This window comes from Kitasatospora sp. SC0581, assembly GCF_048159585.1.
In the GTDB taxonomy this organism is placed as follows: Bacteria; Actinomycetota; Actinomycetes; order Streptomycetales; family Streptomycetaceae; genus Kitasatospora.
Genome location: NZ_JBLRWA010000003.1, coordinates 466,962 through 487,500, shown reverse-complemented (window position 1 = coordinate 487,500; position 20,539 = coordinate 466,962). Strand labels below are relative to the sequence as shown.

General features: G+C 75.2%; 19 protein-coding genes. 10 read left to right on the top strand and 9 right to left on the bottom strand.

Annotation, left to right across the window (positions count from 1 at the left end; genetic code table 11):
- Positions 1-126: 126 nt before the first annotated feature.
- Positions 127-828 (bottom strand): hypothetical protein, encoded by a 702-nt coding sequence (locus tag ACLWS4_RS08495; RefSeq protein ID WP_416873681.1) that lies wholly within the window; start codon positions 826-828, stop codon positions 127-129.
- 374 nt (positions 829-1,202) lie between these two features.
- Between ACLWS4_RS08495 and ACLWS4_RS08490 the strand changes: the two genes are divergently transcribed.
- The 4 genes from ACLWS4_RS08490 to ACLWS4_RS08475 all read left to right on the top strand — a co-directional run bounded on the left by ACLWS4_RS08490 (position 1,203) and on the right by ACLWS4_RS08475 (position 5,484).
- Positions 1,203-2,096, top strand: a complete 894-nt coding sequence (locus ACLWS4_RS08490; RefSeq protein WP_416873680.1) for an RNA polymerase sigma factor — start codon at positions 1,203-1,205, stop codon at positions 2,094-2,096.
- Positions 2,093-3,202, top strand: coding sequence for a hypothetical protein (locus tag ACLWS4_RS08485; RefSeq protein ID WP_416873679.1), 1,110 nt, complete (start codon positions 2,093-2,095; stop codon positions 3,200-3,202). The genes ACLWS4_RS08490 and ACLWS4_RS08485 overlap by 4 nt, the downstream gene beginning before the upstream one ends.
- Positions 3,203-3,676: 474 nt before the next feature.
- A complete protein-coding gene (locus ACLWS4_RS08480) occupies positions 3,677-5,329 on the top strand; it encodes a protein kinase domain-containing protein (protein ID WP_416873678.1) in 1,653 nt (550 codons plus the stop codon).
- Positions 5,330-5,349: 20 nt separating this feature from the next.
- Positions 5,350-5,484, top strand: coding sequence for a hypothetical protein (locus ACLWS4_RS08475; RefSeq protein WP_416873677.1), 135 nt, complete (start codon positions 5,350-5,352; stop codon positions 5,482-5,484).
- A 66-nt stretch (positions 5,485-5,550) separates the two neighbouring features.
- On the opposite strand, the gene ACLWS4_RS08470 is transcribed toward ACLWS4_RS08475, so the two are convergent.
- From ACLWS4_RS08470 to ACLWS4_RS08450, 5 genes are all read right to left on the bottom strand, one after another.
- On the bottom strand, positions 5,551-6,075 hold the full coding sequence (locus ACLWS4_RS08470) for an ion channel (RefSeq protein ID WP_053112473.1): 525 nt from the start codon (positions 6,073-6,075) through the stop codon (positions 5,551-5,553).
- 87 nt (positions 6,076-6,162) lie between these two features.
- Positions 6,163-7,500, bottom strand: coding sequence for a hypothetical protein (locus tag ACLWS4_RS08465; RefSeq protein ID WP_416873676.1), 1,338 nt, complete (start codon positions 7,498-7,500; stop codon positions 6,163-6,165).
- A gap of 184 nt (positions 7,501-7,684) precedes the next feature.
- Complete coding sequence (tatA, locus tag ACLWS4_RS08460; RefSeq protein WP_049659292.1) at positions 7,685-7,975, bottom strand: Sec-independent protein translocase subunit TatA; 291 nt, start codon at positions 7,973-7,975, stop codon at positions 7,685-7,687.
- Positions 7,976-8,196: 221 nt separating this feature from the next.
- Positions 8,197-8,766, bottom strand: coding sequence for a methyltransferase family protein (locus ACLWS4_RS08455; protein WP_380744322.1), 570 nt, complete (start codon positions 8,764-8,766; stop codon positions 8,197-8,199).
- Between the two features lie 232 nt (positions 8,767-8,998).
- Positions 8,999-10,549 carry an MFS transporter gene (locus ACLWS4_RS08450; RefSeq protein ID WP_416873675.1) on the bottom strand — a complete coding sequence of 517 codons (1,551 nt, stop codon included), beginning with the start codon at positions 10,547-10,549 and terminating at the stop codon, positions 8,999-9,001.
- Between the two features lie 83 nt (positions 10,550-10,632).
- On the opposite strand from ACLWS4_RS08450, the gene ACLWS4_RS08445 reads away from it, so the two are divergent.
- A complete protein-coding gene (locus ACLWS4_RS08445; protein WP_049659214.1) occupies positions 10,633-11,223 on the top strand; it encodes a TetR/AcrR family transcriptional regulator in 591 nt (196 codons plus the stop codon).
- A 76-nt stretch (positions 11,224-11,299) separates the two neighbouring features.
- On the opposite strand, the gene ACLWS4_RS08440 is transcribed toward ACLWS4_RS08445, so the two are convergent.
- Positions 11,300-11,617, bottom strand: a complete 318-nt coding sequence (locus ACLWS4_RS08440; RefSeq protein WP_049659213.1) for a hypothetical protein — start codon at positions 11,615-11,617, stop codon at positions 11,300-11,302.
- Positions 11,618-11,752: 135 nt separating this feature from the next.
- Here ACLWS4_RS08440 and ACLWS4_RS08435 point away from each other — a divergent pair, with 135 nt between their 5' ends.
- Complete coding sequence (locus ACLWS4_RS08435) at positions 11,753-12,016, top strand: hypothetical protein (protein WP_049659212.1); 264 nt, start codon at positions 11,753-11,755, stop codon at positions 12,014-12,016.
- Between the two features lie 82 nt (positions 12,017-12,098).
- Here ACLWS4_RS08435 and ACLWS4_RS08430 read toward each other — a convergent pair whose 3' ends face one another.
- Entirely contained in the window at positions 12,099-13,256 is a 1,158-nt protein-coding gene (locus ACLWS4_RS08430; protein ID WP_049659211.1) for an acyl-CoA dehydrogenase family protein, read from the bottom strand.
- 197 nt (positions 13,257-13,453) lie between these two features.
- On the opposite strand from ACLWS4_RS08430, the gene ACLWS4_RS08425 reads away from it, so the two are divergent.
- A complete protein-coding gene (locus tag ACLWS4_RS08425) occupies positions 13,454-14,614 on the top strand; it encodes a TetR/AcrR family transcriptional regulator (protein ID WP_416873674.1) in 1,161 nt (386 codons plus the stop codon).
- Between the two features lie 33 nt (positions 14,615-14,647).
- Here the strand turns inward: ACLWS4_RS08425 and ACLWS4_RS08420 are convergent, their stop codons facing one another.
- Positions 14,648-15,022, bottom strand: coding sequence for a hypothetical protein (locus ACLWS4_RS08420; RefSeq protein WP_074001750.1), 375 nt, complete (start codon positions 15,020-15,022; stop codon positions 14,648-14,650).
- A gap of 255 nt (positions 15,023-15,277) precedes the next feature.
- Between ACLWS4_RS08420 and ACLWS4_RS08415 the strand changes: the two genes are divergently transcribed.
- The 3 genes from ACLWS4_RS08415 (at position 15,278) to ACLWS4_RS08405 (ending at position 20,463) form a co-directional block, all read left to right on the top strand.
- The gene (locus tag ACLWS4_RS08415; RefSeq protein WP_416873673.1) at positions 15,278-17,182 is read left to right on the top strand and encodes an ATP-binding protein; all 1,905 of its coding nucleotides are present in this window, start codon (positions 15,278-15,280) and stop codon (positions 17,180-17,182) included.
- 61 nt (positions 17,183-17,243) lie between these two features.
- Positions 17,244-19,604, top strand: a complete 2,361-nt coding sequence (locus ACLWS4_RS08410) for a hypothetical protein (protein ID WP_074001748.1) — start codon at positions 17,244-17,246, stop codon at positions 19,602-19,604.
- Positions 19,605-19,809: 205 nt separating this feature from the next.
- Positions 19,810-20,463: a DedA family protein gene (locus tag ACLWS4_RS08405; protein WP_049659017.1), complete on the top strand. Its 654-nt coding sequence runs from the start codon at positions 19,810-19,812 to the stop codon at positions 20,461-20,463.
- Positions 20,464-20,539: the final 76 nt, after the last annotated feature.

The following is a 20,539-nucleotide window of genomic DNA, read 5'->3' as shown; positions in this document are numbered from 1 at the left end:
CCCGCGTCGTGCCTCCAGTCTTTCCGTCCGACCCTCCGTCAGAGCAGTGCCGTCCGTTGCGTCATCCGCGTGACAGTTGTCATGGTGAGCGCCGTGACACCGCCTCCGACCTGCGGATTTCCGACCCTAGTCCTCGGCGGGGAAGGTCCACAGCTCGCGGCCCAGGGTGTCCAGGCAGCGGACGGTGCGGAAGCGCTCGTCCCCGGCGGACAGGAAGCCCCGCGCGACACCCGCCAGGACGGTCCGGGCGACACCGTCGCCCCGGGTCCAGGCGCCGGTCAGCAGCAGGGCCTTGTCGGCCAGCTCGGCGCGCCGCACCCGGGCCACCGAGGCGGCCTCCAGCGCGGCGTTGACCGTCTCCAGCTCGGCGGGGAGGAGGTACGTCTCGCCGGTGGGAGCGCGGTCCGCCTCGGCCCGGCGCCGCAGTTCGGGCAGGCCGTAGTGGCGGACGGCGGCGACGGCGTCGTCCAGCGGGAGCTGCCAGCGCGGCCCGGGCAGCACCTCCCACCAGACGTCCTCGCCGACCGGCAGCACCTCGCCGATCCTGGCCCGCCAGGCCTCGAAGCCGTACCGGGTGCGCGGGTCGGGCCGGTGGCCGGGGAGGTCCGCGACGGTCCAGTCGGTGCGGCGGACCACGCTGAGGTCGAAGGTGAAGGGCACCCGGTCGGCGGTGGGGCGCTCGACCAGGCCGAGCAGCAGCCAGTGGGTCTCGTCCGGCAGGCTGAAGGTCCGGCGCCACCCGGTGAGGCCCAGGGCGCGCAGGGCGGGGGCGAGGTGCTCGCACAGGCCCTTCGCGTGGAGCTCGCGGAGCTCGTGGGCGGTCGTCATCGCGGTCTTTCCCTGCTGGTCGGGCTGCCGGTGGAGGGCGTCGGCGGTGCCGGCTCCCCGCCCCTGCCGGGCCGGCCGGTGGCGGTCCCCGGCGCGACGGCTCGTACCGCCGGGGAGGGGCGTGCGACCGGGGCCCGCACGGGTCGTGCGTGCGCCCTCGGGCACGGCGGGGCCGGGTGGCGGGCCGGGTGCGTCGGCGGACCCGGCGTCCGGGGCGTCGGCGGCCCGGACTGCTTCGCCTACCGACAACGTAGGCCGGGCGGGCCCCTTCGGGCCGTGGGCGAACGGCAGCAGTCCTCGGGACCTTGGCCCCGGCCGGACCGGTCCTTCGGCCGGAGCCGAAGTGTTCGCCCGAATGGCGCATCATGTGGCGGGTGCAGAGTGCAGAGCGCCCCGGAGCGGGCACCGACGGCCCCGTCGGCCGGTCCGGACCAGTACCACCCGCCGGCCTGCCACCGGGCCCGGCGGCCGCCGCTCCCCCCGATCTGACGGAGGCGGTGCGGGCCGCGCAGGGAGGGGACGAGGAGGCGTTCCGGCTGCTGTTCCGGACCGTCCAGCCGGGCCTGCTGCGCTACCTGCGGGTGCTGGTCGGCGGTCGGCCGGAGGGTGCCCAGGACGCCGAGGACATCGCCTCCGAGGCCTGGCTGCAGATCGCCCGCGACCTGCGCGGCTTCTCCGGCGACGGGGACGGCTTCCGCGGCTGGGCCGCCACCATCGCCCGCCACCGCGCCCTCGACCACCTGCGCGCCCGGCGCCGCCGTCCGGTCGCCGACCTGCCCTTCGAGCAGCTGGTCGAGCTGGCGGCGGGGGACGACACGGCGCGGGCGGCGCTGGCCACGGTCGGCACCGCCGACGCGCTGGCCCTGATCTCCCGGCTGCCGCGCGACCAGGCCGAGGCCGTGCTGCTGCGGGTGGTCATGGAGCTGGACGCGGAGAGCGCCGCCCGGGTGCTCGGCAAGCGGGCCGGCAGCGTCCGGATGGCCGCCCACCGGGGGCTGCGGCGGCTGGCCAAGCTGGTCGAGCCGCTCGCGTCCGGGGGCGGCATCCCGGCGGCCCGGAGCGGCGAGGCGGCGACCCGGGGCGGCGGGGTGACGGGCGGCGCCGGAGCCGGAACGGCCGAGGGAACGGTGGACGGAACGGCGGACACGGCGGCGGCTGGAGTGGGCGCGGGCGAGGCCGCCGGGCGACCTGCGGGGAAACCCGCGAAAAAAAGTTCTCCGCAGGGTGTGACAGAACGCCGGGCCGCGACGCTGAAGGACATGAGATGAGCACCAACCGATCCCGTCGGATCGACCGTGATGCCGCCGAGCAGCTGCTCGGTGGTGCCGTGGGCGGCCCGTCGGCCGGGCAGGACGCCTCGCTCACCGGACCGGACGGCGGTCCCGGGCAGCTCGCCCGGGTGCTCGCCGCGGCCGCCGCCCCCGCGACGGCCGGCGAACTGGCCGGGGAGGAGGCCGCCCTGGCCGCGTTCCGGGAGGCGAGTCTCACGCCCGACCCGACAGTGACCCCCGTCCGGAGACGATCGATGGCAACCGCCGCGCTGGCCAGGGCCTTCAGCACGAAGGCCACCGCCGTCGTGCTCGGCGCCACCGCGCTGTGCGGTGTCGCCGTCGCCGCCGGCACCGGCAACCTGCCGTCCGCCCTGGGCGGTGGCCCGTCCGCGCCGGAGCACACGCTCGCCGGCCAGGACGCGGCCACCGGTCCCGCGGCGGGCTCGCCCGCTGCCGGACCGTCCGCGGGTGCGGCCCCGTACGGTGCCGTGGCGTCCGGCTCCGCCCGTCCGTCCGGCAGTGCCTCCGCTGGACCGCAGGCGGTCGTCCCGTCCGACCCCGCGACGCCCGGCACCCCCTCCGCCGAGAGGCGCGGCGGCCGTTCGGCCGTCCCGCCCGCACTGCTCGGCCTCTGCACCGGCTTCACCGACCGTACGGCCAAGGGCGACCGCCCGGCCCGGCTGGTCGGCGATCCGCTGTACGGCCCGCTGGTCACGGCGGCCGGCGGCGCGGACCGGGTGGCGGACTACTGCGAGGCCGCGCTCGACGACGAGGACGGCGACCACCAGGGCGCCGGCACCCCGACGGGCGACCCCGGCCGCGGCGGCACCGGCAAGGGGAACGGCAGCGCCAACAGCGGCGGCAACGGCAACGCCAACGGCAACGCCAACAGCGGTGGCAACGGAGGCAATGCCGACGGCAACGCCAACGGCAATGCCAACGGAGGCCGTGGCAACGCCACCAGCGGCGGCAACGGCGAGGACGGCGGCGGCAGCGGGACCAGACCGGGCAAGCCCGGCGTGACCGTGCCCCCGCCACCGGGCGCCGTCCCCCCGTCGGACGTCCGCCCGAGCAGGTCCGCCCGGCCCGGGAACGAGCAGTAGGCCGGGAGGCCCCCAGGACTCCGGGTGGGCGGCGAGCGACTCCCCCCGGGCTCGCCGCCCACCCGGAACAGCACCACCCGAAGTACCGCACCACCCGCAGGAAGCAGTACCACCCGAAGACCCCGGGTGGCCGGTCGGCTCCCCCGTGCCAACCGGCCGCCCGGCCGGCTCCGGCCGGACCGGTCGGCGCACCCCGGACGCGCCACCGGCCCGGCCGGCCCGGAAACGTGGCGGCCCCCCCCGGCCCGGCCCCGGGGCCCCCCCCCCGCTTCCCTAAGGCCCCGCCCCGGCGCCCCCCCCCCCCCCGCGGGGGGGGGGCCCCCCACCCCCGTGCCGGCGGCCGGGGGACCGCTGCCCGGTCCCCCGACCGCCACCCTCCGCCCCCGGCGGACCCGCTCGGCGGTGCGGCTATCGTGCACGGGTGCACGAGGCGGCCCGGGACCCCGGGGCCAGGGCACGTGAGGGGAGCTCCAGGTGATCGGACGGGCGCTGAACGGGCGTTACGAACTCGTCGGGATACTCGGCGTCGGCGGCATGGCGACCGTCTGGCGCGGGGTGGACCGGGTGCTGGGCCGTCAGGTGGCCGTCAAGGTCCTCAACGGCGGCCTCGCCGACGACCCCCGCTTCGCCGAGCGCTTCAGCCGCGAGGCCCAGCACGCGGCCATGCTGGTGCACCCGAGGATCGTCATGGTCTTCGACTCGGGCGTGGACCAGGGCACCCCGTTCATCGTCATGGAGCTGGTCACCGGCCGTTCGCTGGCCGCCCTGCTGGCGGAGCAGCAGGTCCTGCCGGTGGAGCGCGCGGTCGGCATCGCGGCGGCGGTCTGCGAGGCGCTGTCGGTCGCGCACGCGGCCGGGCTGGTGCACCGGGACATCAAGCCCGGGAACATCATGATCACCGACGACGGCGGGGTGAAGGTCGTCGACTTCGGCATCGCCCGGGCCGGCTCCTCCAGCAACCTGACCCAGACCGCGAGCGTGCTCGGCACGGCCGCCTACCTCTCGCCCGAGCAGGCCACCGCCTCGGCGCTGGACGGCCGGACCGACCTGTACGCGGTCGGCTGCGTGCTCATCGAGATGCTCACCGGCGCGACCCCGTTCACCGCCGAGACCCCGGTGGCGATCGCCTTCAAGCACGTCAGCGAGCAGCCGCTGCCGCCCTCCGTCCGGCGCCCCGGCCTGCCGCCCGCGCTGGACGCGGCGGTGCTGCGGCTGCTGGCCAAGAACCCGGCGGACCGCCCGGCCGACGCGACCGCCGCCCGGGCCGAACTCCTCGGCACGGTACCGGGACTGATGGTCGGGGACCCGACGGCGGAACTGCTCGCGAACACCGCCGGCGCCGCCACCCAGCTGCTGCCGCCCGTGCCCTTCTCCCCGCCGCCGAACCAGCCGTACCAGCCGAACCAGCCGTACCAGCCGAACCAGCTGGGCCAGCCGGACCAGCAGCACACCACCCTGCTGCCGCCCCAACCCCCGGCCGCCACCTCGGTGATGGCGCCCATTCCCGGCCCGGTCCCCGCCCCGATGCGCGCCCCGGCGCCCGCCCCCGCCGCCAGGCCCGCGCCCGCCCGCGGCCGCCGAAAGCCGCTGGTGCTCGGGGCGTTGGGCGTGGCGGGCCTGGCCGGCGTCACGGCGCTGGCCCTGACCGCCTTCGACGAACCGGCCGGCAACGCGGCCGCCGCCAAACCGGCCGGGGCCGCCGCCCCCACCACCCCCGCTGGTTCGGCCGCGACGCCCACCCAGAAGGCCTCCCCGACCGCGACCTCGGCGGCCCCCACCACCCCCTCGGCGCCCCCGTCCGCGCCCCCGGCCCCCACCCAGGCCGTCCCGCGCAACCAGCCCGCCGCGCTGCAGATCCAGGCCTTCCGCCAGGCCGTCGCCCAGGCCCAGGTCGGCAAGGAGCGGGACAAGCAGGCGGAACTGCTCAGGATCCTCGACACCACCGCCGCCCGCCTCAACGAGGGCAACCCGGACGACGCCGCGCAGGAGCTCAAGGACGCCCAGAAGGTGATCCGGGACATGGGCAAGAAGCACGCCGTCGACGTCCCCACCTACGCCAACTGGAACGCCCGCCTCTCCGCCCTGTACGCCACCCTCCACACCACCGCCGACTTCCAGGACGACTGACGGGCCGCCACGATGGCGGTGTGCCGACGCTCGGTACCGTCGCCCTCGGCGCCGAGCGCGTCGACTGGAAGCGCTACCCCGAGGACCCGGACTTCGTGGTCCTGGCCGACACCGAGGGCAATCGCTTCCGCGTGATCGACGCCAGCCGATCCTGAGCCCACAGTGTTGTCCACAGGCTGTGGACAACACTGTGCGGCAACCGGTCCGTACGTCGGGCCGGTTCAGCCCCGCTCGCGGATCCTGCGTTCGACGTTGCCGCGGATCGCCCGGGAGGCCGTTCCGGCGGCCGCCGCGAGGAAGACGAAGTTGTACCCGATCTGGAGCACCACCACGAGCCGTGCCGTCTGCCCGGCCGGGGTGATGTCGCCGTAGCCCACCGTCGCCATCGTCACGACGGTGAAGTAGAGCGCGTCCAGCCGGGTCTCCAGTCCGGCGAACTCCGCCTTGTGGGCGCCCAGGACGTAGTACGTGGCGGCGAAGATGGTCAGCGCCAGGAAGATCAGGAAGGCCAGCCAGAGCACCGGCTGCCTGGCCGTCCCCCGCATCACCCCGACGATCTTGGCGAGCATCAGCCAGGTCAGCCCGACCAGCGCCCCCGCGAACACCAGCCAGCTCAGCAGCGGCCGGCGCTCACCCAGCAACTGCAGCGGCAGCAGGAAGTACCCGAGCATCAGCAGCGTGGACGCGCCGAGCAGCCAGGACCAGGCCCGCAGGTCGGCGGGCGGCGGCAGCGGGTTCTCGGACATCCCGCTCAGCCTCGGCCACCGCACCCTCCGGCGCGCGTCGGACTGCTCCGCTCAGGCCAAGCCCGGTGCCCGGGCGGGCCGGCCCGCTCAGGCCGGGGCCTGGGTTCCTTCCCCGGGCTGCCCCGGCTCGTCCAGCAGCTCCAGCACCGCCAGGACGGCGACCAGCCCGAGCGCCAGACAGAGCGTCACCAGCACCGTCGGGTAGCTCCACAGGACGAAGGCCAGCGCCGCGAGCGCCACCGCCAGCCAGCCCAGCGGGGCCTTCCAGCGGTGGACGAACCGGCCGACCGGCCCGAGTCGCAGCCCGGACCGTCCGGCCACCCGCCGTACCGCGCCCAGTCCGGCGCGCCAGCCGCCCCGGACGGCGCGTGCCCAGCGCCCGGGGCCGATGACCCAGGCGCCGAGCGCGACCAGCAGCCCGAGGGTGACCACCACCCGGACGGCCGAGCGCAGGTACCGCACCAGGGAGTCGTACACCGCCTGGGCGACGGCCTGGTCGACGTCGGCGGGGAGCCGGTCCAGGTAGACGGCCCGGAACACGCTCAGCCCGATGCCCAGCAGCAGCGCACCGCCCGCCATGCCGAGGGCCGTCGTCACCACCGCCTGGCGTCGCCGGGCCGCGAGCAGCACCCCGCCGAGCGCGCAGGCGCCGGCCAGCACCGGGACCCAGAAGCCGGCCAGGTCCAGCACCCGCAGGGCGGTGCGGACCTTGGGGATGGCGTCGGACTGCACCAGCGGGTAGGAGGTGTGGATCTCCGGGATCCGGGAGGCCAGCGGGACGCCCTGGTCGACCAGCGCGGACTTCACCCGGGCGATCACCGGGGCGAGGTCCAGCACCACGGTGTCGTTGCGGACCTCGACGGCGCCGCCGCCCTGTCCGGTCACCATCTTTTCCAGGGCGGCGTGCGCGTTCCGGTTGACCTCCGTCCAGAGGGCGACGAAGGCGTCGCTGTCCACGAGCCGGGCGACCTGGGTGTGGACGAGGCCGCTGAGTCCGTCGGTCAGGGCCTGGCCGATGCCGCCCAGCAGGGCGCCGAGCTGGGGCCGGTCGGCCGGGGCGAGGCCGTCGAGCAGCGAGTCGAGCGGGAGCTGCTTCACGATCTCGGCGGTCACCCGGTCGGTGATGGCCGTCTTGATCCGGGGGTCCCTGGCCAGCGGGGCCATCGTCGCGAGGTAGCGGTCGGTGTCGCTGATCTGGGACCTCGCCCAGAAGGCGAGGGCGCTGAGCGGGGTGAGCACGCAGGCCAGCACGATCAGCAGGGCGGCGAGGAAGGAGCGCACCCGGTGCCGGGGCGGCGGACGGTCCGTCGGGTGCGGCGCCGGGCCGGTCGCCAACTGTCGGGCGAGCCGTGCCTCCTGGGCCTCGACGGCGCTCAGCCGGGCCCGCAGCTCGGCCAGCTCGTCGCCGGGCCGGTCGGTCGGCATGCCGGGACTCCGTTCCTCCGGGGGTGCAATCCAGGAGACAACGGATCAGATCGGACGGCCAGTCGGGAGGCGCGGTGGCGCGAACGGCCCCGCGACCAGCACGTGAGCGGCCCTGCGCACGGCCCCGGAACGGCGGAAAGCCCCTGGTGGGGTCACCAGGGGCTTTCCGGAGGAGAAAGGAGGATCAGGCGGTCGTCTCGGGCCGCTTGGTCTCGGTGGCCTTGGTCACGTTGGTCGGCGTGACGGCCGGGCGGTCGGCGCTCTGCTGGGGAGCGGCGGTGCTCTGCGCGGTACCGGCGGCAGCGGCGTCCGCCGGGGTGTCGTCCTCGCGCATGGCCTTCGTCTCGGCCTTCAGGATGCGCATGGACTTGCCCAGACCGCGGGCCATCTCGGGCAGCTTCTTCGATCCGAACAGCAGGATGACGACCGCCAGCACCACGAGAATGTGCCAGGGCTCAAGACCGTTCCGCAGCATCCCTGGCCACCGGTCCCTTCTTGTCTAGAGTCGTGGCGGGCGCCAGCGCCCGTGTTGGCCAGTATGCCTGGCCATGACGGAGAACGGATACACCAGCTGGGAAACGCTGGCCAAAAACCAGGTGCCGTTCGAGCGGATCGCGAGCGCCGCGCCGTCCACCTGGCCGAATGCGGGTGCCGAAGCTCACACCCGCCGACCGCTCCGGTCCGATCGGTATCCGATCAGTAGATGAACGGCACCAGACGCTTCGACACCCGGCGGTACTCCGCGTACTCGCTCCCGAGGGCGTCCAGCAGCAGCCGCTCCTCGGCGGAGATCCGCCAGCCGTACGCGGCGAGCAGCAGGGCCGCGACCACCAGGGCGGCGGCCCAGCTGCCGGTGCCGACCGCGTAGCCGACCCAGACCAGCAGGCTGCCGGCGTAGCCGGGGTGCCGGATCAGCCGGTACGGGCCGGTGCGGACCACGCGCTGGGTGTCCACGGTGCGCAGGGTGCGGGTGTAGTAGCGGCCCAGGGTGCGCATGCCCCAGGCCCGCAGCGCCAGCCCGGCGGCGACCGCGGCCACCCCGAACCAGCGGGCCCAGGTGGGCAGTTCGCCGACCGCGGCGCGGTCGAACAGCACCACGGCCAGGACGGAGAGGGCGTAGCAGCCGAGCAGCAGCCGGGTCGACCCGCGGTCGCCGCGGTCGGCGTGCCAGCTGCCGGCGGAGGCGTCCTCGCGCCGGCGCAGCAGCAGCTCGTAGGCGATCCAGCAGAGGAGGCCGAGGAGGGAGAGGAGGGCGGGCAGGGACATGAGGGGCTCCCGGCGGTCGGGTCCGAGGTGTGCCTCCACGGTCCTCCCCGGCGGGCGGCCGGGGCACGCACCCGGGGGTGGACCCACCGCGGTCCACCCCCGGGTGGAGGTCCGGCGCGGGCGGCACGCGGGGATCGGCGCCCGGTGCGGGGTTCGGAGCGCGGAACGGCGGAGAGCCCCCGCCCGGGTGGGCGGGGGCTCTCGATGACTCGCGTGGATCGGGCCGGCCGGGTCAGACGGTGACGGGCTCCGGGGCGGGGGCGGGGGCGGCGGCCGGGAGGTGGCGCATCAGGCGGTAGGCCAGGGCCGCGGCGCCCAGGGCGAAGAGCAGGCCGACCACGGCGGCGACGTGCAGGCCGTCGGTGAAGGCGGTGCGGGCGGTCTCCAGCAGGTCGGCGCCGAGCCGGTCGGGCAGGTGGGCGGCGACGGTGGCCGCGCCGCCGAGGGTGTCCTGGGCGGTCCGGGCGGCCTCGCCGTCGACGCCGGCCGGGAGGGCGCCGTCCAGCCGGTGGTGGTAGACGGCGGCGCCGGCCGCGCCGAGCAGGGCGATGCCGAGGGAGCTGCCGAGTTCGACGGCGGTCTCGGAGGTGGCGGAGGCGGCGCCGGCCTGCTCGACCGGGGCGGCGGAGACGACCATCTCGGCGGTCATCGTCATGGTGCCGACCGTCCCGGCGGCCAGCACGCCGGCCGCGGTGAGGACGAGTGCCAGCGGGGAGTGCGGGCCGACCTGGGTCATCATCGCGAAGCCCGCCGAGCCGACCAGGAAGCCGCCGCCCATCAGCACCGCCGGGCGGACCCGGCCGGCCAGCGCCGAGCTGACGCCGACCGCCGCGCCGACGCCCAGGCTCGGCACCAGCGACCAGAGCGAGGCGGTCAGCGGGCTCATGCCCTTGACCAGCTGGAGGTACTGGGAGGTGAAGAGCGCGAAGCCCATCATCGCGAACATCGCGATGCTGTTGACGCTGATCGCGCCGCTGAAGGTGCGGATCCGGAACAGGCCGAGGTCGAGCAGCGGGTTCGCGGCGGTGCGCTGGCGCTGGACGAAGGCGCCGGCCAGCAGGAGTCCGGCGGCGACGGCGAGCCCGGGCAGGAGGCTCCAGCCCTCGACGGCGATCGTCTTGACGCCGTAGACCAGCGGCAGGATCGCGGCCAGCGACAGCGCGGCGCCGAGCAGGTCGAAACGGCCGGTGCGGCGGGTGGAGCGGTACTCGGGGAGCAGGACGGGCGCGGTCAGCAGCACCAGGGCCATGACCGGGACGGCGAGCAGGAAGGCCGAGCCCCACCAGAAGTGCTCCAGCAGCAGGCCGCCGGCGACCGGGCCGAGGGTGGCCCCGGCGGTGAGGATGCCGCCCCAGGCGCCGAGCGCGACCTGCCGCTGCCTGGGGTCGTGGAACATCGTGCGGATCAGCGCGAGGGTCGAGGGCATCACGGTGGCCCCGGCGGCGCCGAGCACGGCGCGGGCCGCGATGAGCTGGCCGGCGTCGTGCGACCAGGCGGCCAGCAGCGAGGCGCCCGCGAAGCCGGCGGCGCCGATCATCAGCAGCCGGCGGCGGCCGATCCGGTCGCCCAGCGCGCCCATCGTGATCAGCAGCCCGGCCAGCAGGAACGAGTACATGTCCATGATCCACAGCTGCTGGGTGCCGCTCGGCGCCAGCGTGGTGGAGATGTACGGGACGGCGAAGAAGAGCACGCCCATGTCCATGGTGAGGACGAGGGTCGGGAGCAGGAGGACGGCCAGGCCGATCCATTCGCGACGGCCTGCGCGGCCGGTGGTTGCGGTCATGGGGAAGACGGTACGGATGTGTCAGACGCTTGTCTAGTACATATGTGCAAGACATCTGTTCAGTTCTTCCGTAGGATCGGGGCATGGGAAACCGCGAAGACCTGATGGCCGGCGCCAAGCGCTGCCTGTACGAGAAGGGCTACGGGCGCACCACCGCCCGTGACATCGCGACCGCCTCCGGCGTCAGCCTGGCCGCGATCGGCTACCACTTCGGCTCGAAGGAGACGCTGCTCAACGCGGCGATGATCGAGGCGATCGGGGAGATGGGGGAGGCGCTCGGCGCGGTGGTGATCGCCGCCAACCAGGTGTCGGACGACCCGGAGGTGCGCTTCGCGGCCGTCTGGGACGGGCTGCGGGACGTCTTCGTCGAGCACCGCGGGCTCTGGGCGGCCCAGTTCGAGGCGCTCGCCCAGGCCGGGCACGCCCCCGAGCTGGCGCAGGCCTTCGCGGCGGCGCAGAAGGAGGGCCGGCTGGGCCTCGCCGCGGTGTTCCGGGGGCTGCCGGAGGTGCCGGACACCGAGGAGGAGGTCGCCCGCGGGAGCTTCTACCAGACCCTGCTGGCCGGTTACTGCGCCCAGTGGCTGGCCGCGCCCGAACTCGCGCCCAGTGGGCAGGACTTCCTGCGCGGGCTGCGGCTGGTCAGCGACAGTGTGTTCAACCCCGTGCGGCCGTAGGGAACGTCCCGCCCGTAGGGTGCGCCCCGCCCGCGGGGAGCGCCCCGCGCGCCCGTAGCGGGTGTTCCGCCGCCCGCTACGCGGTGACGGCGGTCAGCAGCACCACCGAGTCGACGTGCGCCAGCAGCCCGTGCCGCTCCTGCGGGACGGGCTCCAGGCGGCCGGCCGCCAGTTCCAGCCGCCGGCCGGCGATGGTCAGCGAGACCCGGCCGCGCAGCACCTGGACGCTGCCCGCGGTGGGCGGGTTGTGCTCGTCCAGCGCGGTGCCGGCGGTCAGCGCGATCACGGTCTGCCGCAGGATCCCGTCGTGCAGGACCAGGTGGGCGCTGCGCCCGTGCGGGCTCTCGGCCGCCCGGGCGGCGTGCTCCACGGCGAGCTGTTCGAGATCGGGCATCGCGCCTCCTCCTCGCTCCGGGCGCACTCCGTGTGCCCAGGGTCGCGGACGCCCGGGGGCCCCGCACCCGGAAGCGCTCCGCACCCCGGAGCGGCCCGAGGTGCAGCCCCCGCCGACTGCCCGCATCGTGGAGGCATGGCGACCAACCAGATCTTCAACGGGCTTCAGGTCAACCGCTCGCTGCTGGCCGGCGGCGTGGTGCTCACCGGCGTCGGTTCGCTGCTCGGCGCGGCCGGCGCGGCGATGGTGTGCGCCGCGCTGTTCACCGCCGGCCGCGGCTGGCTGCGGAACCTGGAGACCGCTCCGACCGCGCTCGCCCAGCGGGCCCTGCACGACGCGAAGGTGGCGTCCTCGGCCGGCTGGGACGCCTGGCGTGCCCAGCACGGCTCGCCCAACTGAGCCGGTGCGGTTGTCGGTCCGGCTGCGGCGGGTCACGCCTCCGGGTGGCCCGCCGCACCCGGCCCGAACGACCCGAACGGCCCTACAGCCCGAGCGACTTGGCGATGATGCTGCGCATGACCTCGCTGGTGCCGCCGTAGATCCGGAACACCCGGTTGTCGGTGTAGAGCCGGGCGATCGGGTACTCCAGGATGTAGCCGTAACCGCCGTGCAGCTGGAGGCACTTGTCGATCACGGTGGAGGCCGACTCGGTGCAGAACAGCTTCGCCGCGGCCGCGTCCGCGACGGTCAGCTCGCCGTCCTGGTACAGCTCCAGCGCCCGGTCCACCATCGACTGCTGCGCCACCACCTGGGCCTCGCAGTCGGCCAGGGTGAACTTGGTGTTCTGGAACTCGGCCACCGCCTTGCCGAACACCTTGCGGTCCTTGACGTACTGCACCGCGAACCGCACCGCCGCCGCGGACGCCGCGTAGGCGCCGACGGCGATCGCCAGCCGCTCCTGCACCAGGTTGTGGGTCAGGTAGGAGAACGCCCGGCCCTCCTCGCCGAGCAGGTTCTCCACCGGCACCCGGACGTCGCTGAACGCCAGCTCGGCGGTGTCCGAGGTGCGCAGGCCGATCTTCTGGAGCTTGCGGCCGACGGTGTAGCCCGCGGAGGAGGTGTCCACGCAGAGGATGGACAGCCCGGCCCGGCGGTTCTCCGGGTCGTACGGGGCGGTGCGGCAGACCACCAGGACGAGGTCGGCCAGCACGCCGCCGGTGATGAAGGTCTTGGCGCCGTTCAGGACGTAGTGGGTGCCGTCCTCGGAGAGCCGCGCGGTGGTGGTGATGCCCGCGAGGTCGGAGCCGGCGCCCGGCTCGGTCATCGCGATCGCGGTCATGATGTCGCCGGAGACGAAGCCGGGCAGCCAGCGCCGCTTCTGCTCCTCGGTGGCGTACTCCAGCAGGTACGGCAGCACCAGGCCGGTGTGCACGCCGGAGGAGCCGAAGCTGACGCCCGCCCGGGCGGTCTCCTCGGCGACCACCGCCTGGTACTTGAACCCGCTCTCGCCCGCGCCGCCGTACTCCTCCGGCACCTCGATGCCGTAGACGCCGAGCGCGCCGAGCTGCCGGTAGAAGTCGCGCGGCGGGTGGCCCTCGGCCTCCCAGCTCTCGTAGACCGGGACGACCTCGTTGGCGATGAAGTCCCGGATGGTCTCCCGGAAGGCCTCGTGGTCCTCGTTGAACACGGTGCGGCGCACGGCGGCGCTCCCTTCGACGGCACCGGCCGGGGCTGCCGGCCGGGGCGGAACGTGCCTGGTGATGGCCCCACAAGTTAATCCGGGGTAGCTTCGACTGTCCAGCGTCCGAAGGCTATTGGAGCACGGGCGGCGGGGGCGGCAAGTGAATCCTTGCTAGCCTGCCGGGAGTGTCCGGGGAGACAGCGGGGAGGCGCGCCATGGTGGTCCGACGGCCGCCCGGGCGGCGCGCCCAGATCCTGGCCGTGGCCGCCGACCGCTTCCACCGCAGCGGCTACCACCAGGTCTCGATGACCGAGGTCGCCGCCGGTGTCGGCATCACCGCGCCCGCGCTCTACCGGCACTTCCGCGGCAAGCCCGAACTGCTCGACCGCGCCGTCCGGTTGGGCCTGGACGCGCTCGCCGAGGGCCTGCGCCCGGCCCGCACCACCGCCGACCTCGGGGCCGCGCTGGCCGCCGTCGCGGTCGGCCACCGTGCGCTCGGCACCCTGGTGCAGCGCGACGCCCGGCTGCTGCCGCCGGCCCGGCGGGCGGCGCTGCGCCGCGAGCTGCGCGCGGACGTCGCCCTGATGGTCGCCGTGCTGCGCGCGGAACGGCCGGAACTCGCCGTCGGGGACGCCGAGTTGCTCTGCTGGTCGGCGCTCTCGGCCTGCGCCGGGCTCTCCTACCAGTCGGCGGCGCCGCAGCCCCGACGGGCCGAGGCGCTGCTGCGCGAGGTGGTCGCGGCCGTCCTCGCGGTCTCCCCGGGCGGTACGGCCGCGGGGCCCGCCGCCGTGGCCGGGCCGCGGCCGACGCCGGAGCCCGGGGCGCGGGCGCGCCGGGAGGAACTGCTCGCGGCGGCCGTACGGCTGTTCCACCAGCGCGGCTTCGACAACGTCAGCACCGACCAGCTCGGCGCCGCCGTCGGCATCTCCGGCCCCAGTGTGTACCGGCACTTCGACAGCAAGGCCGAGCTGCTCGCCGCCTCGCTGGTGCGCAGCCGCGAGCGGCTCTGGCACGAGGTGGACGGCGCGATCGCGGCCGCCGCCGGGCCCGGGGCGGCGCTCGACGCCGGGCTGGGCGCGTACGTCGACTTCGCGCTGCGCAACGGGGACTACCTGGGCGCGATGCTCAGCGAGACGGAGCGGCTGGCCCCGCCCGACCGCCGGGCCGCGGTGGACTTCCGGCGGGACTTCCTGCGCACCTGGGTCGGACTGCTGCGGCAGGTGCGTCCCGGGTACGACGCGGCGGCCGCCCGGATCCGGGTGCACGCGCTGTTCGCGCTGGTCAACGACGGGGTGCGGAACCGTCCGCACAACGCCCGGCCGGACCTCGGGGACTGCCTGCTGCGGCTCGGCCGGGCGGTGCTGGGGCTCTCCTGACCGAGGCTCCCCGGGGCGAGTCGGCGGCGGGGCCTAGTAGAGGACGTGCGGGTAGTAGACCTGCGCGTCGACGCCGCGGTCGCGCCGGGGAGCGTCGCGCCGGAGGGACTTGTGCTGGACGGTGTTGCCCTGGTCGGCGCTGACCGTCCCGCCGTTGCCCGTCACCGCGACGCCGTTGTTCTGGTTGCCCGCACCCGAACCGGTGGCCGTCTGCTGGGTGTTGACCACATTGCCGTGGACGGTGCCGATGATGTTGCCGGAGCCGGAGTCGCTCACCACGCTGCCGTTGGAACGGTCGCCCGCACCGGCGCCGGAGCCGCTGTCGGCGTGCGCGGTGGCGGCACCGAGGCCGACGAGGAGGAGTGCCCCGAGGGCGGTGACGGCGGCGGCTGCGCGAATACGGGACACGCTGGTCTCCCTGGCGAGAAGCGAATGGTGGTGCCGCCCGGAGCGGCCGCCCCGGGGCGCCGGGACCTGGCGTCGCGCCTTCAGCATTCACCAGTGGGGTGGACGAACTCCACCGAACGGGTGGCAATTCCCCCGATGGTGGAGGGGTGGTCAATTCGACGTTGTCGAAGTTGACCGCATTCCGTCATTCCATCGGGAAGGCGTCAAGAAGAAAGAAATGGTCGCCAGATAGTCGCACTGGCACACTGAGGACCCATGTCTGATGGTGCCCCGCCCGAGTTCACCCCCGCCGAGGAGCTGCGCACGACCGAGGTCGATCTCGGCGGCCTGGTGAACGTCCTCGCCACCCACCTCTACTCCACCCCGCTGGTCGCCCTGCGCGAACTCGTCCAGAACGCCCACGACTCGCACACCCGCCGGCTCCTGGAGGACCCGGACGGCGACCACCGCCCGCTGATCCGGGTGCGCGCCGACGCCGCCCGGCGGACCGTCGCCATCGAGGACACCGGCGCCGGCCTCACCGAACCCGAGATCCACTCCTACCTGGCCACCGTCGGCACCGGCTACACCCGGATGCTGCGCGACCTGACCGGCAACCAGGAGCTGATCGGCGCCTTCGGCCTGGGCTTCCTCTCCGCCTTCTCGGTCGCCGACGAGGTCACCGTCACCACCACCTCGCACCGCGAGCCGGGGCTCGGCCACCGCTACCGCAGCCGCGGCGGCGAGCAGTACCAGGTCGAGCCGGTGCCCGCCCGGCCCCGGCCGGGCACGGTAGTCGAGCTGGCGCTCAAGGCCGAGCACGGCCACCTCGCCGACGAGGACGTCCTGCGCGACGTGCTCGGCCGCTACTGCGTGCTGCTGTCGGTCCCGGTCCACGTCGGCGAGGACGAGCGGCCGGTCAACTCCGTCGAGGTGCCCTGGCGCGGGCGTCCGGAGGGCGACCCGTACGCCGCCCGGATGCGCTTCGCCGCCGCCTTCGGCCGCCGCTTCGAGCCGCTCACCGCCTTCCCGGTCGAGCCGGTCGAGGGCGCCACCGACGCGGTCGGCCTGCTCTGGGTCCAGGACGGCGGCAGCTACGGCAGCAGCGACAACCGCGACCTCGCCGTCTACCTGCGCGGCATGCTGCTCGCCGAGGACGCCCGCGACCTGCTGCCCCGCTGGGCCGGGTTCATCGGCGGCGTGGTCGAGTCCGACCGGCTCACCCCCACCGCCAGCCGCGAGGACCTCCAGCGCGACGAGCACTACCACGCGCTCCGGAAGGCCCTCGCCGACGCCATCGTGGACGGCCTGTACGAGACCGCCCGGCTGCGGCCCGCCGCCTGGCGCCGCATCCTCACCCGGCACGGCAACGACCTGCTCGGCGCCGCGCTCTGCGACGAGCGGCTGTTCACCCTGCTCGCCGACGACGTCCCGGTGCCCACCTCCCAGGGCGACCTCACGGCCGGCGCGCTGCGCGCGGCGGGCGGCGGCGCGGTGCACGTCGCGCTCGGCAGCGGCGGCGGCTTCGAGGAGATGCTGTACCGGGCGATGCGGGTGCCGATCGCGCGCGGCGACCGCTACGCCGTCCTGCCGTTCCTGCACCGCTACGCCGAACTGCGCGGCTGCCGGGTGGTCGAGCTGGGCAGCGAACGCGGCAACCGCGAGCTGTTCCGCGACCCGGAGCGCCCGCTGCCGGAGCACGAGGCGGCCTGGCTGGCCGGCGCCCTCGCCGACCCGGGCGAGCAGCTCGTCCCGGCCCGCTTCGACCCGCCCGGCCTGCCGCTGGTGCTGGTGCCGGACCGCGAGGCCGAGCTGAAGGCCCGGATCGAGGACGACCAGGCGGACGCCCGGATACCGTCCGCCGCCCTGCGGCTGGCCCGCGCCTTCACCGCCCGCACCGACGGCGGGATTCGGGCCCGGCTCTACCTCAACCTCGCCAGCCCGGCGGTCCGGGACCTGCTCGCCGCCTACCGCGCCGGGCACACCGGCAGCGCGACCGCGGCCGGGCTGCTCCGCTCGATCAAGGTGATCATGGCCGCGGCCTCGTCCGGCCCGTCCGAGGGCGACCTCACCGCCGCGCTGGCCGGCATCGGCACGGCGGTCTCCGCGCTGACCGCCGCCGTCCCGGCCGGGCTGCCGGAGGTCCCGGACAGCCCCGGCGCGCTCACGGAGGAGCCGTGACGGACGGACTGTCAGTGGGGTGCGGTAGACAACTCATCAGCACGACGCAGGGGGAACAGCCATGACCACCGACATCTGGGCCTGGGTGCGGGACACCCACCGGCAGCTGGCCGAGGCCGGCCACCACCGGCTGGCCGACGCCATCGTCGAGCTGCCCGAGCACGCCACCGAGGGGCGCAACGAGCAGCTGGACGCGCTCTACCCGGAGGCGGTGGCCGCCGCCCGGGCGCTCGGCCTGCCCTGGGTCGAGGTCTACCTGCGGCACTGGCGGATGCAGAACCTGCTGAACAAGCGCCAGCAGGGCGAGGCGGTGCTGCCCGAGGCGGTCGACCTGCTGGAGTTCGCCCACCGGGAGGACACCGAGGGCTGCCCGCAGTCCGTCTGCGTGGTGCAGGACTTCGCGATCTGCCACGCCCGGGTCGACGGGCCGGGGTACGTGGCCGAGCGCCTCGCCGTGGTCGGCGAGACGCTCGACCGGATCGAGCCCGACCGGGCCTGCTACGACTGCCTCTCCCGCGAGTACTCCGACGCCCTGGAGGACGACGGCCGGGCGGCCGAGGCGCTGGACCACCTGGACTCCGCGGCCAACCGGATGCGGGCGGCCGGCCAGCCGGTCTCGCTCCGCTTCCACCAGGCCCGGGCCGGCACCCTGCACCTGCTGGGCCGGCACGAGGAGGTGCTGGAGCTGCTGGCGACGGCCGAGCGGGCCGAGCAGACGCAGGGGCGCCGGCTGGACGAGCGGGACCAGCGCTGGGGCGCCCTGCTGCGGGCCCGCGCGCTCGCCGCGCTCGGCCGCACCGAGGAGTCGCTCGCCCTGCTGCCCGAGCGGGCCGAGGCCGAACGCCACGCCGACCTGCGCGGTACCTGGGCGGAGACGGCCGAGCTGCTGGTCGCGGCCGGCGCCCGGGAGAACGACGCCGAGCTGGGCGCCGTCCTGGCCGGCTGGGTCGGCTACCTGGACGGCGTCGGCGCGCACCGCCCCTGTGTGGACCTGCTGCTGGCGGCGGGCCGGCTCGCGCTCGCCCGCGGCGCCCGCACGGTGGCCCTGACCCTCGCCGCGACCGGAGAGCGCAAGCTCACCCGGCTGCGGCGCACCGACGGCGTGTCGGAGCAGGTCGCGGCCCTGCGCGCGGCCGCCGAGGCACTGCCGGAGCCCGAGCTGCCCGTCCCGCCGGGCGAGCTGGCGGCGCACCTGGCCGAGGTCGGGGTGCCCTACGAGACCGGCGCCGACCTGCTCTCCGTCGCCCTGGACCGGTACCGGGGTGAGCAGGCCGGCGCCACCGAACTGGCGGTGCTCCTGGCCACCGTGCTGGGCGGCCTCGGCCACGCCCGCGCCGCGGCCGACCTGCTGTGGCGGCACCTGGAGGACGACCCGGCCGACCGTGAGCTGACCGGCGCGCTCGGCGAGATGCTGATCGACGCCCGGGACGCCGAGGGCATCCGCCGCCTCGCCGACCGGGTGGCCGTCACCGCCCCGGCCGACGGGCACTGGATACGGGCCCGCTGGGCCGCCGCCGAGGGCCGCTGGGACGAGGCGCTGGAGCGGTGCCAGGAGATCCTGGCGCTGGACGACGAGGTGCTCAACACCCGCCGCCTCGCCGCCCACGCCGCCACCGAACTGGGCGACCACGCCACCGCCCAGCGGATGTACCTGGAGCTGCTGGAGCGCGCGGCGCCGGCCGACGGCGCCGCCGAGGAGGAGGACGGCCACCGGACGGTCCAGGAGCCGGACCTCTGGCACCTGATCACCGCCGCCACCGCCAACCGGGACTGGGCCGTGGTCCGCTCCACCGGCGCGCTGCTCGACATCGAGTTCGACGAGCCCGAGGGCCCGGTGGACGAGGAGTGGCAGCTGGTCACCGTCCGCGCCACCCGCACCAACGGCGCGACGTCCGACCTGCCCGCGCTCCGGACGGGCCCGGCCACCGCCCGCATCCTGCCGGTGCTCGGCGACGACCTGACGCTCAACCACGGCGACGTGGTGGTCTTCGCCCCGGCCCTGCTGGAGCGCCCGCCGGCCGAGGACGCCCCCGAGGAGGAGCGGCAGCGCTGGCGCCCGGTGTTCGAGCTGCTCACCCTGCTCGACCCGGCCGGGTACACCACGTACTGGATCGACGGCGGCTGGCCCGGCGACGAGCCGTGGTCGGCGCTGCGCGAGGAGCTGCACGAGGCCGGGTGCGCGGTCTGGGTGTACAGCGGCGACGAGTACCGGATCACCGACCCGGCGGAGGGCGGCGACACCCTGCCCGGCGTCTACGCGGCCCTCGGCGTGCCGCCGACCGCCTCGGCCGCTGAGGCCGACGCCCTGCTGCTGCGGCTGACCGGCGGCTGGGCGCACCCGCTCGCCTGGCCGGAGCTGGCCAAGGCGGCCGGCGCGGACCTCGCCCGGCACGAGGAGACGGTCGAGCGCTACGGGCTCTGACCGCCCCCGACCGTACGGCCCCGGCGGGCCGGCCCTCCCGGGCCCCGCCGGGGCCGCACGCGTTCCCGGGCTCTTACCGCGTGCGGCCCGCTCCCTGCCCGCGCCGCGTCCGTCCGTCCGACGGGAACCATCCGGTGCCGCCCCGAGTCTTTGTCAATGCTTTACCATTCCATTGCCAAGACCCGACCTTCGGAGTGCCCGCACCGTGACCAGCCTCGCCCTCGGCCCGTCCTGGCTCGATCCGACCACCCTGATCTCCACCTTCGGCCTGATCGGCATCCTGGCCATCGTCTTCGCCGAGTCCGGCCTGCTGATCGGCTTCTTCCTGCCGGGTGACTCGCTGCTGTTCACCACCGGCCTGCTGGTGGCCGGCGGCACCTACCTGCACCAGCCGCTCTGGCTGGTCTGCGCGCTGATCGTGGTCGCCGCGGTGGCCGGGGACCAGGTCGGCTACCTCTTCGGCCGCAAGGTCGGCCCGAGCCTGTTCCGCCGCCCCGACTCCCGGGTCTTCAAGCAGGAGAACGTGGAGAAGGCCGCCGCCTTCTTCGACCGGCACGGGCCCAAGGCGATCGTGCTGGCCCGCTTCGTGCCGATCGTGCGCACCTTCACCCCGATCGTGGCCGGGGTGAGCAGGATGAACTACCGCGGCTTCGTGGTGTTCAACCTGGTCGGCGGCGTGCTGTGGGGCGGCGGGGTCACCGTGCTCGGCTACTTCCTGGGGCAGATCCCGTTCGTCCGGGACAACATCGAGGCCATCCTGGTCGGCATCGTGCTGGTCTCGGTGATCCCGGTGGCGGTCGAGCTGCTGCGGGCACGCCGCTCCGGTGCGGCCGCCGCCGACCGGCACCGCGCCGGGTAGGCGTCCGCCGCTCCGGCCACGGGACGCCGCGTACATGTGCGTCGGGCTGTTCGATCAGGCAAGGTGTAACCCGAGA